This window comes from Granulicella sp. L46, from assembly GCF_009765785.1.
Classification (GTDB): Bacteria; Acidobacteriota; Terriglobia; order Terriglobales; family Acidobacteriaceae; genus Granulicella.
The window spans coordinates 313,726-330,974 of record NZ_LMUT01000025.1 but is presented as its reverse complement, the minus strand read 5'-3'; the positions used below and the strand labels follow the sequence as shown (position 1 = coordinate 330,974).

The window sequence follows — 17,249 nt, the reverse complement described above, 5'->3', positions numbered from 1 at the left end:
CCCCGCCAAGTCATCAAAGCCAGCGTCGAAGCCGCCCTACCCCTTCATCCTCGACGCCCTCGCGCCCCTCGACCCCGAAGTCCGCCGCATGTTCTCCGGCTTCGCAATCTACTCCGGCAACCTCCTCATCCTCATGCTCCGCGAACACGCCACCTCGGTCCGCGACAACGGCCTCTGGCTAGTCCTCCCCGAAACCACTATCCCCCACGAACCCACCCTCCGCCGCGACTTCCCTCCCTCCGCCGCATCGAGCTCCTCGGCGACAAAATTCACCACTGGCTCCTCATCCCCTCCGACAGCCCGACCTTCGAGACCGAATCCCTCCACGCCTGCGATCTACTCCTTCGCCGCGACCCCCGCCTCGGCAGAATCCCCAAGTCCCGCCGCTAGCTCGCACCGCGAACCCTTCGCCGTCCGCGCAGGACCGCAGAACGTGTCAAGCCCCCGAACACCCTCAAAACCTCCTAACCCCCTATAAACACTGGCGATTTATATTTCCAAAACTCGGCATAATCACCCCCGCCAACTCACTACAATAGAAGTAGGCACCAAAAACCAAACGCCCTACTGACATCGTGCGACACCACTCCCCGGGGTACTCCGCCACCTAACCCGCCTGAATGGAATACTTTGGAGATAATTTCCCCGATCGGGGGGGGTACTTTGCCACCTAACCCGTTTGAATGGAAAGACTTAGAGGCGAAGTCCCAGGACCGTTGGGGGGATACTTTGCCAGCTAAACATCCTGTTTTCAATCGCTTAATGGGGAAGTATGACTAGAGGGGGGGAGGGGGGTACCCCCAACTATGCACCATTTACGACATCCATGCCATCGCATCGGCTTCGACGGGAGCCACTTCTGGAACCACCTCTTCACCCCTCAACTGATCGGCGCGAACGGCCGCGCCCACCAGCACCCAGAGCAACCCCATAATCTCAAGATAAGTCCATCTATCGCCGAAGCTGTTGGAGACGACACAACAACACATCGCAATAAAAAGTCCTAGCCCGAGACCTTTGTACAGCGGATCCTGAGCACGCTTGAACAAGCGATAAGCTAAGGAAAACATCTGTTGAACGAGGATCAACGCGATGATCAGCCCAATAACTCCCGTCTCAACCAACACCTGGACATACCAGTTGTGAGGGTTTTCCAGGTTGGCTACATGCTGCCCAAACTGATAGGTGGCAAAGCCGTTTCCGAAAATTGGATCGGCAAGGATCGACTTTTCGGCATCCGACCAGAGATCCACCCGCTCCTGGGCAGAGGCTTCGAGTTGCCCACTGGAGTCGTGCGTCATCATGACTCGTTGGCGCACTGCCACCGGAACCACGGCTTGCCATGTAAACAGAAAGAGCCCAAGAATCACAAGAAGTTTTCGATCCTTCATGATGCCAAGGACGAGCACGCTGACCAACACTGCTAGATACGCCCCGCGCGAAAACTCGTACATCGTGCCAAACAATGTCGCGGCCACCAGTGTGTAGCCCATCAGTTTGAACTTTTTCCGTTTGATGAATTGCAGAAATCCCCAGAAGAACATGGCGAACTGGGCCAGAAACGCTGCCGTCTGGTTTGAGCCATAGGCCAGTGGGCCAACGTCCCGCTTGTCTTCATCGAAATGTCCCCAACTCCTCGTCAGGTTCTCTAATATGACACTTCGATCTATAAAGAAAAGGGAAATCGCAGTGATAAGAATGACCGTCCTGACCGCTTTCCTGTCCTCAACGACTAAGCACGTCGCCAGGAAGATAAGCGGAATGAGCATATAAGCTTTCCACGCAACGAAGTTAAGCTGTGGGGACCAAATCGGGTAAGGAGCATTGCCAAGCGCAGCGCCCATCCACATTGAAAGATATAGGTAGGCACCAAACACGAACCAGACGAGGTAAAGCTTTGATTTCGGGAGGCGTTTGCCATGCATGAGAGCTGCAAGAATGACGGTAACCACAAGGATGGTCAGCATACTTCCACCCAGAGGATACGCGCTGAAGTGGTTCCGCATCGTGCGGTATGGGATAAATGGAATCAGGTAATAGAGGCCCCAAAGCGGCCGCCCCCCGAGGGAGACAAGGCACATTACCCAGAAGCCTATATAGGCAACCAGCGGTATAAAGTGTCCAATGCCGGTGTGCAGCAACGTGCAACCTCCATGATGTCCGCAGGAGAATGATTGACAGGCTCGCGAACAACTGCCTTATAAGGCTTGCTTGAGACTGCGTCCGATGCGACAACCTACCGTAGGCCCAAACAATTTCAACCCTTCGCCTTTGTTGCTCGTTCTTTTGAGCTCGTTCCGGCGAATCCGGCTCATCGAGCCGACGGACAGCATCCTATATTCAGTCAAGCTAACCATCGGCCAGAATAGTCCTCGCATCACTCTAGCACGCAAGGTGCGGGTATTTGTCCTCGTAAGCAGGGAGCCGAAGTTACCAAATTTCAAGCGTTTCCTGTTCGCAGCCCGCTCCGGATGAAAAGCACTCGTTGCAGGGTGAAGAGGCTGTTACCATCACTTACGCGCGCGAGTGATTGATTCCATCGTCGAACTCCGGCGACGCATCTTGATACCACGAAGTAACGTCGGAAGGAAGGAGTCTTGGCTTGGAGTTGAGGGTACGTCACATCGCTAGAAACGTGCTTTTTAACTGGGTCGGAACTATTGCCACCATGGCGGTAGGCTTCTTTCTCGCGCCATTCATCCTGCATCATCTCGGAAATGTGGGCTACGGAGTCTGGTTGCTGGCAATCTCGGCGGTGGCCTACCTTGGCCTCCTCGACCTAGGGATCCAGGATTCGGTCCTTAGGTTCGTTTCAAAGGGGCATACACAAAAGGATCATCAAGGCGCCTCGGAGGCGATGTCTGCTGCACTGTGGATCCGGGTACAAATCAGCTTGCTGGCACTCCTCCTGAGCATAGGAATTGCTGCAGTATTTCCCCTGGTTTTCAAGGTCCCGCCGGCGCTCGCGGGTGATGCCAAAAAAGCGATTCTTTTGATCGGTCTGACGACGGCGATCAACCTTTCCTTTGGGGTATTTAGCGGTGTGATTTCCGCCCTGAATCGCTACGATCTGCAGAATCTTATAACTCTTGCCCAAACGGCGGTGCGAGTAGCTGGCGTTGTAACTGTATTGCGCACCGGGCACGGCATAGTCGCGATTGCCATCGCCGAACTCATCGCAGCAGTGGTTGGCAGCGTGCTCCGCGTGTCGATAGCCAAACGACTCTACCCTCAACTACGGGTCCAACTGAGAAGACCGAAGAAAGAGACACTCAGGCAGATTTGGACCTATAGTTCTTATGCTTTTCTTACGATGATTGCGATTCAGCTGGTCTATCAGTCCGACAATATTGTAGTGGGTGCCTTTGTCTCGGCTTCTGCCGTGACCTTCTATGGCATTGCGAATTCGCTGTGTTTTTACGCTGGCAGGATAGTTGACTCGATGGCGTATACCTTCATTCCAGCGGCCAGCACATACGAAGCGGGCGGCAACAACGATCGACTCCTAATGCTCTACAAGAACGGTACTCGCGCCATGCTGATGGTCGCACTGCCGATCCTGATCACACTGATTCTCCGGGGGCCGAGTTTCATCGGCCTTTGGATGGGACCCCAATACTCACACCAATCGGGAATCGTCCTGATCATTCTTTGTATCCCTCTCTTCTTCTCCTATGCGAATAAAACCGCAGGGGCGATTGCCTTCGGGATCGAGAAGCACAAAATGGGATCATTCTGGGCAGTGGGTGAAGGCGTCGCAAATCTGACACTCAGCATCATCCTTGTTCACTGGTACGGAATCTACGGAGTCGCCATTGGAACCCTCGTGCCCAGCGTCATCGTGAATTTGGTCTTTTGGCCGCGATATATCTCCCACCTCGTGGGCCTCAATTACTTTGAGGTTGTATGGAAAGTATGGGCGCCGATGTTCCTGTCATCGGTTCCCTTCATCATTGCCACCTATGCGGTGGGCCTCCTCTGGCCTGCCCGTAGTCTTCCTGTTTTTTTCCTGCAAGTAATCTGCACCTTATCGATTTTCATCCTCACAATCGGTCTCATGTATCGGACGTACGTTCGCAGCCAAATCTTGCCTAAGATCCGGTCGTTTTTCTTTGCAGAGGCTACAGTCTAAGGACTGTAGCAAGTCAAGACAGAACCTTGCGTTTGAGCATTTAAAGTCGTTCGATGGAATGCCAGGGGGAATATTTGCCACTCGTTCGCAGACTCCGTACTCCAGCTCTCTTCTGCGCCCTTGCCGTTCTCGTCTGCGAGCTAATAGCTCTCCCGTACGCCAACATGGGCGTCGGCGACGACGGGCCTTATGTCCTGATGGCGCGACACCTCTCCGACACCGGACACATCGTCTTTAACGGCTGGGCCACGGCTATGCTCGGCTGGCAGCTTTATATCGGAGCGGCTTTCATCAAGCTCCTGGGCTTTACCTACACCGCTGCCCGCATAAGCACGCTGCTTGTGGCTACGGTGCTGGCCTTCGTCCTACAGCGCACACTCTTCCGCGCAGGCATCAGCGAGCGTAACGCCACGATTGGCACATTGGCGCTCGTCCTTTCTCCCCTTTACCTCACCCTCTCCGTTACCTTTATGAGCGACATCTTCGGTCTCTTTGCCGTCGTCATCTGCTTCTATGGATGCCTCCGCGCCTTGCAGGCCTCCACCACCAGCGCGGCAATCGGCTGGCTTTGCTTTGCAGTCGCGACCAACGCTATCTGCGGAACCGCCCGTCAGATCGCGTGGCTCGGCATTCTCGTCATGGTCCCCTCGACGCTTTGGCTGCTCCGAGCCCAGCGCCGCGTCTTGATCACTGGTACCGCCGCTACGTTCGCAGGCATTCTTTTCATTCCCGTCTGCATGCAATGGATCAAGCACCAACCCTACGCCAAACCCGAGCACCTACTTCCCACCACCTTCCCTATCGGTCGCACGCTCTCGGAACTCATCCACTTCTATCTGGATGTTCCATTCTTACTGCTTCCCATCATCGCTTTGTTCCTCCCCGGAATTCGGAGAAGCAGCCGTAATTTCAGAGTGGCGATTTCTACCGTTTCTCTCAGCTATATCCTGCTGGTGATCCATTTCTGGCACTCCCATCCTGGCTTCCTACTGGAACCGACTGTCGAAAGCTGGATCGGTGTGCATGGCGTCGCGGGAGGAATGTTCCTTCAGGGCACTCCTCCCATCTTTCTCCACACCACCATCCGGGTATTGCTGACGGTCGCTTCGATTGGCGGACTATTCGGCCTGATCGCGTCGTGGCTTCACACCAGACGAGCACCACCTGTTGCAGGCCCTTCCCACGGGAGTTCATGGAAGCAACTTCGCATCGTTCTCGTGCCGTTCGCTACAGCTTACGTTCTTCTTCTATTCCCCAGAGCAACTGGCTGGCTCTACGATCGCTACGCACTGGCGCTGCTGGTCATTGCGCTGCTATGTCTGGTCCGCTATTACGAGGAGCGAATCAACCCGCGGCTTCCGCTCTACTGTACCTTTCTGGTCGGAATTATGGCGATCTACGGTGTGATGATTACCCACAATATGTTTGCGCTCTACCGTGCGCGCGTGGTGATGGCCGCCGAGATCCGTGCCTCCGGGATTCCCGACACCGCCGTCGATAACGGCTGGGAGTACAACTTCGGGGTCGAAATCGAGCATGCCGGGTTCCTAAACGATGAGAGGATCGAAATACCCGCCCACACCTATGTTCCCACACCTCCGCTTCCAGCAGGCACTTGTCCCATGTTCTCCTTCGATGAAACTCCTCACATCCATCCTCTCTACGGCGTTTCCTTCGATCCCAACGCCTGCTATGGCACCGCTCCCTTCGCTCCGGTGCACTACTCTAGCTGGCCCTACTCCGCGCCCGGCACGCTCTACGTGGTCAAATACACACCACCCTCAAAGTCCTGAACTCCGCTCGCTTAGCATCGCGGCTGATAGGATTGCGGGCTAATCCCGCCAGATTTCCTCTGCCAGTGCTCATAGCAGCGAGTGAAACTCCAAGGAATAAATCCGGAGTTGGGCTGTCTCATGAACGCCTCGCGAGTTAGGTCAAACCAATCAAGACTTGCCTTATGCGCAGTCTGATCCCGAGGAAAAAGGACTGCCGGTGAAAATGCAAATCCGGCTCAGCGAGGGCGTGCATATCGATAAAGCCAGAAGGAATTCCAGATATATTGCGTCCACCAAAACGCCGCACGCACCAGTGAGAGTTTGGAGTACTCCCGATATATCTTCCATGTGTCTGTCACAGCTCTCAGCTTATTGGACGAACGGCTGTGCGCAGACAGCCGGTAACGGCCCAGGTCGAACGGAAGCCGATGACCGTTTTCGCCCTGCTGGATGATGCTTAGCCAGCCACAGAAATCCTCGTGCGTATAGCGATAGCGGTGCGGAAAGTGGAAGTCCGGCACCCGATCGCGATCGATAACCATGCTGAGGCAGCCGCCCGTGCCACGGCGAGTATGCAGCGCGCGCATGTCCAGCACCTCCGGTCCGGTGATCAGAGCACCAACAAGTGCCCCGTCGTGGGAGATGTGCCGGTAGTCGTGATAGATAAAGCCGTAGCCGTGCGTCATCATCCAATCCACTGCGCGAGCGAGCTTTTCGGGATGCCAAAGGTCGTCGGCGTCAAGAAAGGCGACAAAGCGTCCGTTAGCGGCGCTGAGCGCGAGATTGCGGGCAGCGGACGGGCCTTCGTTATGGGGCGTCCGCAAGGAGCGAAAGCGTGGATCCTCCTTTGCCGCAGCCTCGACGAGAGCAAGCGAATTATCGGTGGAACCGTCATCTACGAGAATCTGCTCCCAATCTGTGAACGTTTGCGCGCGAACCGTTGCGAAGGTTTCCGGCAACCAGCGCGCAGCGTTATAGACGGGAGTGATGATCGAAACCAATGGCATGTTGCAACCTTTCCGCGGACACACTAAACCGAGCGATGTGACCGCGTGCATTTAGGGCGATGTGGCCCTGTCGACGACGCAATAGACAGAGGCATATCGCGCATCGCTGTGGTGACGAAAGCTACCCCGGATAGAAGTGGGAGTAAGTGCCTTCCAGAATATCAGCAGCGCAAGGCAATTCTTCCTGTCCGCTCCTCCGAGTTGAAATATAGCCCGCAGGATGCGCACATGCAATCATCCCAGAACAGCGCCACACCAGGTCCTGCGAAGCCGTTGAGCAGCGGCTCGATCCTTGCTGTTCGGAAGGCAAGAAAGTTTGAAGGTGTGACCCGCGAACAGGGATTGCTGAACTTCACCCAGCACAGTTCTCTAAGGATGGGCGGCCGGGTACGAAGCCGTCGAGTAATCCGGTGAACTGTCGTTTGTGAGCAAATATGCAAGCGCGCCTGCTGCCAGTTTGTCGAAGTCGGACTGGTAGACTACGCTTGCGATAAACAGTCTATCGCTCTGAGGGGAAACTGAATCGTGCAAGATGAATCGACTCCCGAGGCACTGGCGCGCCAACCGCTGCGCAGACTTCATCTTCTTTATCACGAGGTGACGCTAGGCCGAAAAGAGTACTCCTATTCAATCGAGCGCGAGCAGTTTGAGCGGCACATTGACCTTTTTGTTCAGATGCGGAAGGCTCAGAGACTTGACTTGTGGCCGGAGGTGACGTTCGATGATGGGGACATTTCAAATTTCGAGGTTGCGCTACCTGTTTTACAGCCGCGAAGCCTGATTGCCCGCTTTTTTATTACCGCGGGTTGGACAGGAAAGAGAGCAGGCTACATGGACTGGCCGGAGTTGCGATCCCTACACGCGTCTGGTCAGCTGATTGGTGCACACGGATGGTCGCACACTCTTCTTACTCACTGTACAAAAAAAGAATTGGATAGAGAGCTCAGCGGGGCGCGGCTGCTGCTGGAGGATAAGCTTGGAGACTCGATTACGACGATGTCGTTACCGGGTGGCCGCTACAACCAGCGAGTTCTTGCGGCTTGTCGAGAGGCGGGATATTCAAAGATCTATACATCTGAACCCAGCGCCGAGCAAGCTCTCGATCAATATATGGTTGGCCGGCTAAATATCCGCGGGGATATGACCTTGGACTGGATTCAGAGTGTGTTTGAACCTGGGAGCCGCGTGTTGTCAGGCCTGGAACGCCAGTATCGAGTGAAGGCGACCGCGAAGAAACTGCTGGGAGACCGGTTATATGAAAAATTCTGGGCGGTACTAAATAGAAAAGAGCCGGGCACACGTGACGGTGGGGAAACCGCCGCATGAGAGTTCTGCACATCATCAGTAGCGGCGGAATGTATGGCGCAGAGGCGGTAATTCTCAACATGTCCCGCACCCTTAACGACGGACCGCATCGCAGCACGTTGGGAGTGTTCCTGAACTCTTCAAACCCAAATCTGCAACTCCATGAAAGCGCCACCAGGGAGGGCATCGAGTCGCACCTGATCCCATGCACAGGGAGACTTGACCGGACGGCTATTCGTCGTATTCGGGAGTTGGCAGCCCAGACGGGCGCCGACGTGGTCCATGCCCATGGCTACAAAGCAGACCTGTACGTCTATTTCGCGCTACGAGGATCTAACCTTCCGCTGGTGTCGACGTGCCACACCTGGTACAACCACGACCCCAAAGACCGTTTCTTCGGAATCGTGGACCGATTCGTTCTGCGCAGCTATGGAAATATCGTGGCCGTGTCGGAAGGCGTGCGCCAAGATCTTCTCGGAGCGGGCGTCCGCGCGGACAAGATCAGCATGATCCAGAATGGAATTGATCTGCGAGCCTTCGATCGCGCATCAGCTGTCGTGAAAGCTGAGTTGGGCTTGAACGACCATTCACTGGTTGGGTTGGTGGGACGCCTTTCGTCGGAGAAGGGCGTCGATATCTTTCTGACCGCTGCGGCTCGCGTCTTGAATCAACTGCCGGACGCAAAGTTCGTGGTGGTTGGAGATGGGCCTGATCGCGCCAATTTGGAAGCCCTGATCGACGAACTCGGCATTCGAGGCAGTGTGCGTATGCTTGGCCGCCGTGACGATATGCCTGCAGTCTATGCTTCGCTGGATGTGATGGTGTCTTCCTCGCGACGAGAGGGTTTGCCGATAGCCATTTTGGAGGGAATGGCCAGCCGCCTGCCTTTGATCGCAACACCCGTTGGTGCGGTACCGACAGTCATTTTCGATGGTCACACTGGAGTGCTGGTGCGTGCAGAAGACCCGGAATTACTTGCAACTAAAATCATCGAGCTGCTGCAAGATGACTCGCAACGGGAACGGCTTGGCTCGGCGGCAAGGAAATTGGTGGAAGAACAATTCTCTGCGCAGCGGATGACGGCTGATTATCTAAACGTGTATGAAGCGGCAACTGTAAAAGCGGCGAAGAGTCGAACACGTTGGTGGAAGTCATCGGTTGATCCCCGAGGAAACTCCAAGTGAGCGAACGGCGACTACGTGTTTTCATGATGGACTTGTGGGCAACCGTGCCGTACTACACGGCGTATCTCTCGAGGGCTCTCCTTGCAGAAGGCGTCGATGTATTGGTGGGGTCGATCACCTACTACCTCGATCTAGATTGCTTTTCGAGTCGAGGAATCAAAGTCGACCCCGGGCTACTGAATATAGTGGGAAAGTATCCCCTACCCCCACTGCCGCGCAGAGCGCTGAAGCTGATGGAGGCGCTCGTGAACCTGTCCGCGCTGACCGTGCGCTTCCTGATCTCTCCACCGGACGTAATTCATGTCCAATTTCTGCCCATGCTGAAATGGCATCTGCCACTCGATCTTTGGTTCCTTAAGTTTTGTCGCAACCGGGGCTCGAGAATTGTGCTGACAGTTCACGATGTACTCCCTCACAATACGGGCGAGACCTACAAGCCAACGTTTCTTCAGCTATATCAACAGGTTGATCGAATTATCTGCCACTCGGAACACATCCGGACGCTGCTAGGGACAGAATTTTCTGTGCCTGAGAACAAAATTTCGGTTATTCCGCACGGACCGTTCTTTTACGATCTGCCTGCAGCCCGTCCTGGGCAAACGTCGCCGAGCCTCGAGGTGGAACCGCACGGTGTGCAGGTACTGTGGCAAGGGATCATCTCCCCCTATAAAGGGGTCGACCTTCTGCTGCGCGCGTGGAAGGAGGTCGAAGCTCACGACGGTGATTGCCGGCTAGCGATTGTTGGTACTGGAGCGCCCGAACTGCTGGAGCAGATTCGTGATCAGGTGAAGGTCCTAGAGCTGAAGCGCGTGGAGCTGCAACTTCGCTTCATTTCCACCCGCGAGCTTGTGGCGCTGTATCGAGCTGCGGATATTGTCGTGTATCCCTATCGCGCGATTACAACCAGCGGAGCGCTGGCTACGGGGCTAGCCTTGGGAAAGGCAATCGTGGCCAGCGATCTGCCCGTGTTTCGCGAGTTGCTGACGGACCGGGAAAACGCGTTACTCGTCGATCCGCAGAAATCCGAAGACCTAGCTGGTGCACTAATCAAATTGGCTCAAGATGCGGCGCTGCGGGAACTTTTCGCCGGTAGGGTGCGTGCGATGGATTTCGGCGATCAATCCTGGATTTCGATTGCGACGAAAACAGCACAGGTCTATGAAAGCGCATTGTTTCCCCTCTCGTCCGCCTCTTCCTCTTGATCGCCAGAAGGCCTCTAGGGTCTTCCCAGAAGGGCCCGCTGCGAGCTTCAGTAGATTGTCCCTCAAGTTGTCTTAGTTTTTAAGAGTTCGGGTGTTAATAATCCTTCAACCGGAACCGCATCATCATCAACCGAGCATTCACGATCAAAGTAGCACTAGCAAAACTCACTGGATAACCGTGCAGTCATCGCAACCGCCCCATACGGCATCGACAGCTATGGGGCATTTTAGGGCTTACCTTTTATCATCGATTTGCCGTCAATAATTTCAAAATCATCGGTCCTGGAGTAGGTATGGGTCCCCAGGTTATTACTAGTCCACTCCGGATCGATCCGTCCCACAGGAATCTCGCTATATTCCATTTCGTTCATAACAGTTACTTCTGAGAAACACAGAGCATAGCCATATGCTTTCGAGCAGTCTTGGGACGGCCGGATTAATTTGCCATCTTGATAAAACAACGCTCCAGCAGGTCGGGCTCTTCGCACATCCGATACAACTGGATTATTGCGATGTGGCGTCCAGGGGCCGAACAATGAGTCTGCATAAAACAATCCAAGCTCGTCGCAACTCGAGTACCTGCCGTTGGACAACCCCGCAAACATCCAGAACTTCCCGTCTGCCCGATGGATAGTAGCGTCAACCGCGCCAACATCCCTTAGCAAGACCGCTGCAAGCGACCAGCAAGTTGGAAAAGTATCTGCACGATATAACTCCACCGTCCCATTTTGTCTGGACTCAGGGATCATATAAATAATTCCCTCGTGCTCGACTAAAAACGGATAGGAGAGATGGTAAGGACGGCGCAAAACCTCCACCGGCTCCATAAGCGTGCCTTCCGAACTTACTTCCGCACAGGAAATAAGAGCTCGCGATTCACTGTACCTATAATCTTCAAAAAATAGATAGGTTTTTCCATCTCTCACGAATAGAAATGGATCAGCGTAGAACCTGTCCATCGGTGGATGAACAATATGGTACTCCAAGGCATTGTCGAAACCGCGATTCGGCGACCGTTTCCGGATCGCCACAAACCATTGTTCAAAGCGTCTGGTCAGACGTGAGGATATATTGTTGCGAAAAGACTCCAGTACAAGACGCCACAGAAACAGCATCATCTGAAACGTATTTGGAATCCTGTAAATGCTTCGATCATAGTCATCCTTTTCGGTATAGGTCGCCAGGGACTCAATGTAACTCCACCCCCGCGAATCAAGGTCGCGTAGCCTACGCAAGGCAAATTCTGCGGTCTTCCAATAGATAGGATTTCTGTTTCGATAAAGCGAGGTAAAATCTGTCGCGGAATAGCTCCGGTAAATAACATGGCCGCCATCAAGAGACTCGTTCAGAATCTGCAGGACAGAGCCGGAAACAGGGTTCTCCTCGTATATTTCCCAAAAGAGCGGTGGCCGCCCCCTGTACGCAAGATTATCATCATGATGAAAAGACCAAGTACCATACCTTGCTACGTTCAGAATTTCGCCTCGAAGAATACGAAATCCAAACCGAAGGACGACATCGAGATTCGCAGCACGTATCTGAACGAGATCGTCCTCATCGAACAAATCTGCGGGGCCCTTGCGAACGGGATTTACTTCGATGCACTGGGATTCGCTAAGGATCATTGACAAATCACGCGGCGCTTTTGCGTCTGGATCAGTTTTGTACTTCTGGTAGTCCCATCGCGCGTAATGATGATAGAGAGCCAGATTCCAATGGTCTATTACCCACTTTTGCAGCGAAGGCTTCTGCTTCACCGCGGGCGTATTCAGAATGACAACCGAAACATCGGCAAACTCTGAGGCTTGAATATCCTCGATGATTTTGGCGACCCACGCACTAGTTGTCAGCGAATCCAGCATCACACCGATGCGTAACATACCTCTCCTATATCTTTTGTCATTCTGCCACGCGAGTTGCTTCGGTTTTGCCCGCTAAGTATAACAGTCGATCAATCCGAGAGGCTGGCGTTACACCCAAGGCACACGCTGAAGTCATGGCAATTATTGAGTTACGTTACTTTAGCGGATCGATTTCCGCCCTCGTCGTCAATTTTTACAATCAACTTTGTTCAGATGCGCGGTCGATTCTGCGGGTACTTTGTCGTTATGCCTTTCCGTTGGCTGAACCGAGTTCTCCCTGTGGACGTAATTTCAGAGAATTAGGCCGCCAACATCCAGCGTCTAATCGGAATTCCGGTGCGTGGAGATTCACGAGGCTTCCTTACCGCTCCATCTCAAACTCGGCTGGCTCTGCGTTTCGCAGTGCAACGCTCTCCAAGAGATCGGCCATCGTCGGGTCCTTCTCTGCACCAGGACGCGATCCGAGTTCCTCATAGACTGTTCGCAGTCGGCCCTCTTCCCAAGCTTGATGAGCTTCTCTCCAGTGCCACGCTACATCCGTTGAAAGATTTGGTGAGTTGACCAGTGCGCGATAACCACGCACGATCTTGCGCTCGAACTGTTCATAACTACGCAATGGATAGTGATAGACGCGAATGTTATTCGACGAAGCAATGATGCGCGGTATAGAGCGCGAGCTATGGTTACCGGTATACATTCCGTGGAGACCCGGAGCCAGACAGAATAGCTTGCTCATGCCGCCGTGATACCAGGGCGTATCGCCGATATCGTCAAATTTCTGCCACTCCACTCCCGAGCGGGGCAAAAAGTTGTGCCAGCTACATTTCAGAATGTTTTTGCGCCCATCCAATTCAGTGTGATAATGCCCGCTAACTGGATACCAGAATTCATCCGCATCCGCCGAGATAATCCAACGGGGACGGAACTTTTGTTTAGCTACCCGGATCATCCGGTTCACCAATTCGCTCTGCATGAAAGCGGCCTCGGGATTATCAATCACAATGAAATTAGGTAACTGCCTCTCGAACTTGGCCAGAATATCCCGCGTGCCGTCGGTCGATCCATTGTCGGTAACGACAAAACGTTCGATCCCGAAATGCCGATGAAAGTTGATATTGGATTCGATGATGTCGGCTTCATCCCGCACCAACAGCAGCATGGCGATCGGGCCTGGACGAGCTATCAAACGCACGGCTGCGCGGGTAAGCAACGACTCACCGACAAAGACATCTTTCAGCAAAGAACGTACCATGCGATCCTCAATTTCGCTGCTAAGACAAGTTCTATGCGAATTGCCTGACCGATGACGAAAGCAGGGAACAATCTCATCGCGCAGGCATGGCAATTCGAAGCAAAATTACTTTATTGAATAGATTACTGCCTTTTGGGGTCCGGGTAACTCAGCGATCCACGCCGAGCCCCAGTTCGCCGCCGCGGAGATACGGAACGCTGGGCTGATGCCGCACGCCAAAATTGGCTTTCCAGAGATTGGGTGAATACTCGACAGAGCCAACTTTGGTCCATGGGTGCGGAATGCAGGGTATTCACGTGCGCAAGTCGCGGACTTGCTAACCTTATGTTTCGCAGCGATGAGCTTCAGCCGAACACATTGCTGCGAGCCCACTGATTGTCATTACCAAGTCCCTGTAATCGTAATGACGATAATCTGCTGGTCTTCGAAAAGCTGATGTCCCCCTCGCCTTGGGCACTGGGAACTCTTCCGATCGCAAAAGCAGACTAGAGCAAGTGGGCAATTCCCAGCCTGGCGGCAACCTCCTCAATGTCAAAGTTCAGGTCTATTTCTGCCCCCAGATTGCGTGCGCCGGCAGGGTCGACTTGACGATAAGACTTTCTGTTGATCGAGGTGCAGTGTCCTGCCGCAACTAATTTCTCGGGAATGTCTTCGACGTGTCCCCCATAATGCCGTTTCCAGTACATGATGCCAACTCCGGAATCGTAGTAGTATTTTGAGCGTCGATGGCGCTCTTTTTCGTCGAGGCACTGAGGGTGATCTTTGAAGTACCGCCACCAACCGCAACCGTGCTCGAACTGATCCCTGCCTGCCCCCTTGGTCGTGCAACCCACCAATTCCCAATAACGATGGTGACGAAACCTAAGTAAGTTGCGGCGCCCACCCCAGTTGGGGACTGCTGCCGTGGCGCCATCGGGCAAGGTTTCGAACTTGTCTCGCAATATTTTCATCGTGTCAAGCGTGCACAACAAATCGGCATGCCAAAATGCGAGCCGGTCCGCGAACAGGAACGCAAATTCAAGTGGGAAGTGCGGCCACATGACATCAAATCCAAAATGAGAGTTGAAGTCGATCATGATCGAACCTGGCAATACCGTGGGTGGTCCGCAGCGCGGATCAAAACCGATTACTGGTGTCCAGCCGACCTCCTGAATGAGCCTTTGTTGGACCCTGCACCAGCGGTCGCTCACATTCCAACATAGCCACGGACGGGCGACCCCATTCAAAGCCTGACGCCACTCCGTAGCCGCTTCCTCTACCTTCTCCATCGGAAAGTTAAAGCGCGCCCAGTTCCCCTTTCCCGCCTGAGTCGCGTCCATCGCCGCTTCTTGCTTAGTCATCCTGTTTCGTCCTCACAGTGTTGCCTTTTCAGAACCCAGACTTCTGAGACAGTCGTGTCAATTGGCATTGTAGCTACTCGTAAGCGGCGATGGGTTCATCAACCGGCATGGGGTTACCGTGGGTACGTAGTATCCTTGAAATTATCTTTCCGCAATGCTGTCGACTAGAGGTTGGCAAATGATTGAGATCGCAGCCGGATCTTCAGAGCTGCCTGCAGCAAATGCGGCGAATGGCAATTTACCTCACGTTCTGTTGGTGGTGGACCAGTTTTCGAAGACTCTGGGGGGAGCAGAACGCATCATTCTGAGGCTTGGGGCTCTTTTGCCATTCTATGGATATCGCGCGTCCATCCTGACACTTTCGATTGATCCTACGATCGCCGAACTGAAGTCGCCGCCTTGCCCCATCTACCTGCTGCCGATCCAGCGCACCTACGATCTAACGGCGCTTCGAGCTGCGTTGGATTTGAGACAATTCCTCAAAGAACAGAACGTCCAGATTGTGAACACCTTCTTTGAGAGTTCCGATCTCTGGGCAGGCTTGGTCACCAAGACCATGTCAAAAGCGAAGCTTGTATGGTCCCGCAGAGACATGGGAATTCTTCGGGCACGCAAGCACAACCTTGCTTATCGGCTGATGGCCGGTGCCCCTGACGCGGTTTTTGCCGTCTCGGAACAAGTCCGCCGACATTGCATCGAGGTGGATCGAATCGGCCCCGCTCGCGTCCAGACGATTTATAACGGCTTGGATCTTTCCGATTGGGATACGACCTCCAGACCCGCCAGGGCGCCAGGCAAAGTCCTCGTCACGACCGTTGGGAATATCCGCAGGGTAAAGGGACACGACATATTCATCAAGGCGGCCGCGGCCATCACGTCGCAGTTCCCCAACGTCTCGTTCAGCATTGCGGGCGATGTGCTGGATCCAGCCTATTTCGCGGAATTGCAAACTCTTGTTCGGGACTTGAGCCTTTCTGACCGCTTCAGCTTCGAGGGCGGCATAGCAGATCTGCGAGAGCATCTTGCGACGGCTGACATCTTTGTCCTTCCCTCGCGCAGCGAAGGCTTCTCCAATGCCCTCGTCGAGGCTATGGCCGCATCCCTCCCGGTTGTTGCTACCGACGTCGGTGGAAACGCAGAAGCCGTGCAAGACGGAACCACCGGATTGATTGTCCCATCAGAGGATCCTACTGCGCTTGCGAACGCCATCGTGAGGTTGCTCTCCGAGCCTACCCTGGCAAAAGCAATGGGCGCAGCGGGAAAGAACCTGGCAACGGACAGATTCACGACAGAAACGATGATGAAGCACATTGCCAGCGCTTATGGAGCCCTACTGTCCGGAAGGTAGCCGGCACCTTGCGTCGTACCGTCGGCACACTTCCAATTACAAATCGATCTGCTGGTCCAGGGCCCAAGATTTCGATAATTATTTGAGAGACACTTTGCGTTTTGAACAATTGTGCCCACTAGCGTTTGCTACGATTCTCGCGCGGCACAGATCCCAAAATACCCGTTGTAGGATTAGGAATGACGTCCGAGACTTCTAGATGAGCAAGTTTAATGAAGATTTGTCACGCTATCTGGCACGCGGGTACCGCAGCAAAGATCTGTGGCTCAACCCGGCCATATGGGCTATCGCGTCCTATCGGTTCAGCCATTGGCTATATGTAGATAAGCCAATGCCCCTGGTCCGAATCCCGTTGAAGCTGATTTCGTTTGTGCTTACGAAGTCATGTGTGGTGATCCTGGAAATGGACATAGATCCGCAGGCGACCATCGGAGGCGGCCTGTACATCGGGCATACTGGAGGCGTGCACATTAATCCAGGAGCGGTACTGGGACGAAACTGCGATCTAGCGCACGGCGTGACGATAGGGGCTTCGGCGATGGGGCGGCAGGGTGTCCCAGTTGTGGGCGATGATGTATACATCGGGGCAAGAGCTACGCTCGCGGGTAAGATCAAGATCGGTAACGGAGCAAAGATTGCGGCCAATACCCTGGTAATAAATAACGTACCAGCGGGAGCGACAGTGATGGGAGTTCCAGGGCGGATCGTCATGCGCGCTAAGGTGCCGCAGTCAACCTCGACGGAACCGGAGAAGTCGCAAGAGGCTGAAGTTATCGATGGAGAGCAACGTGGATAGGCAGGAGGTTCGGCAAGCGTTGTCGGACGCTGTCCGGAACGAGGAT

General features: G+C 54.1%; 13 protein-coding genes. 8 read left to right on the top strand and 5 right to left on the bottom strand.

The window, feature by feature from the left end:
- Positions 1–478 (top strand): TfoX/Sxy family protein (locus GSQ80_RS21390; RefSeq protein WP_216850509.1); only part of this gene is annotated, 478 nt, incomplete at its 5' end.
- A 337-nt stretch (positions 479–815) separates the two neighbouring features.
- Here the strand turns inward: GSQ80_RS21390 and GSQ80_RS21385 are convergent.
- On the bottom strand, positions 816–2,141 hold the full coding sequence (locus tag GSQ80_RS21385; RefSeq protein WP_158789677.1) for an O-antigen ligase: 1,326 nt from the start codon (positions 2,139–2,141) through the stop codon (positions 816–818).
- A gap of 461 nt (positions 2,142–2,602) precedes the next feature.
- Here GSQ80_RS21385 and GSQ80_RS21380 point away from each other — a divergent pair, with 461 nt between their 5' ends.
- A complete protein-coding gene (locus tag GSQ80_RS21380; RefSeq protein ID WP_158789676.1) occupies positions 2,603–4,132 on the top strand; it encodes a lipopolysaccharide biosynthesis protein in 1,530 nt (509 codons plus the stop codon).
- A 74-nt stretch (positions 4,133–4,206) separates the two neighbouring features.
- Entirely contained in the window at positions 4,207–5,925 is a 1,719-nt protein-coding gene (locus tag GSQ80_RS21375) for a glycosyltransferase family 39 protein (protein ID WP_158789675.1), read from the top strand.
- Between the two features lie 218 nt (positions 5,926–6,143).
- Here the strand turns inward: GSQ80_RS21375 and GSQ80_RS21370 are convergent, their stop codons facing one another.
- A complete protein-coding gene (locus tag GSQ80_RS21370) occupies positions 6,144–6,914 on the bottom strand; it encodes a glycosyltransferase family 2 protein (RefSeq protein ID WP_158789674.1) in 771 nt (256 codons plus the stop codon).
- Positions 6,915–7,439: 525 nt separating this feature from the next.
- On the opposite strand from GSQ80_RS21370, the gene GSQ80_RS21365 reads away from it, so the two are divergent.
- From GSQ80_RS21365 to GSQ80_RS21355, 3 genes are read left to right on the top strand one after another with little or no spacing between them, the layout of a single operon-like run.
- Positions 7,440–8,240 (top strand): polysaccharide deacetylase family protein, encoded by an 801-nt coding sequence (locus GSQ80_RS21365; RefSeq protein WP_158789673.1) that lies wholly within the window; start codon positions 7,440–7,442, stop codon positions 8,238–8,240.
- On the top strand, positions 8,237–9,403 hold the full coding sequence (pelF, locus tag GSQ80_RS21360) for a GT4 family glycosyltransferase PelF (RefSeq protein WP_158789672.1): 1,167 nt from the start codon (positions 8,237–8,239) through the stop codon (positions 9,401–9,403). The genes GSQ80_RS21365 and pelF overlap by 4 nt, the downstream gene beginning before the upstream one ends.
- Positions 9,400–10,605 carry a glycosyltransferase family 4 protein gene (locus GSQ80_RS21355; protein ID WP_158789671.1) on the top strand — a complete coding sequence of 402 codons (1,206 nt, stop codon included), beginning with the start codon at positions 9,400–9,402 and terminating at the stop codon, positions 10,603–10,605. Before pelF ends, GSQ80_RS21355 begins: the two co-directional genes overlap by 4 nt.
- 227 nt (positions 10,606–10,832) lie before the next feature.
- On the opposite strand, the gene GSQ80_RS21350 is transcribed toward GSQ80_RS21355, so the two are convergent.
- From GSQ80_RS21350 to GSQ80_RS21340, 3 genes are all read right to left on the bottom strand, one after another.
- Positions 10,833–12,485: a hypothetical protein gene (locus tag GSQ80_RS21350; RefSeq protein ID WP_158789670.1), complete on the bottom strand. Its 1,653-nt coding sequence runs from the start codon at positions 12,483–12,485 to the stop codon at positions 10,833–10,835.
- Positions 12,486–12,828: 343 nt separating this feature from the next.
- Positions 12,829–13,719 (bottom strand): glycosyltransferase family 2 protein, encoded by an 891-nt coding sequence (locus tag GSQ80_RS21345; RefSeq protein ID WP_158789669.1) that lies wholly within the window; start codon positions 13,717–13,719, stop codon positions 12,829–12,831.
- 485 nt (positions 13,720–14,204) lie between these two features.
- Positions 14,205–15,059: a hypothetical protein gene (locus GSQ80_RS21340; RefSeq protein ID WP_158789668.1), complete on the bottom strand. Its 855-nt coding sequence runs from the start codon at positions 15,057–15,059 to the stop codon at positions 14,205–14,207.
- 178 nt (positions 15,060–15,237) lie between these two features.
- Here GSQ80_RS21340 and GSQ80_RS21335 point away from each other — a divergent pair, with 178 nt between their 5' ends.
- Together GSQ80_RS21335 and GSQ80_RS21330 are read left to right on the top strand one after the other, a co-directional pair.
- Positions 15,238–16,407: a glycosyltransferase family 4 protein gene (locus GSQ80_RS21335; protein ID WP_158789667.1), complete on the top strand. Its 1,170-nt coding sequence runs from the start codon at positions 15,238–15,240 to the stop codon at positions 16,405–16,407.
- A gap of 199 nt (positions 16,408–16,606) precedes the next feature.
- Positions 16,607–17,203, top strand: a complete 597-nt coding sequence (locus GSQ80_RS21330) for a serine O-acetyltransferase (protein WP_158789666.1) — start codon at positions 16,607–16,609, stop codon at positions 17,201–17,203.
- Positions 17,204–17,249 lie beyond the last annotated feature (46 nt).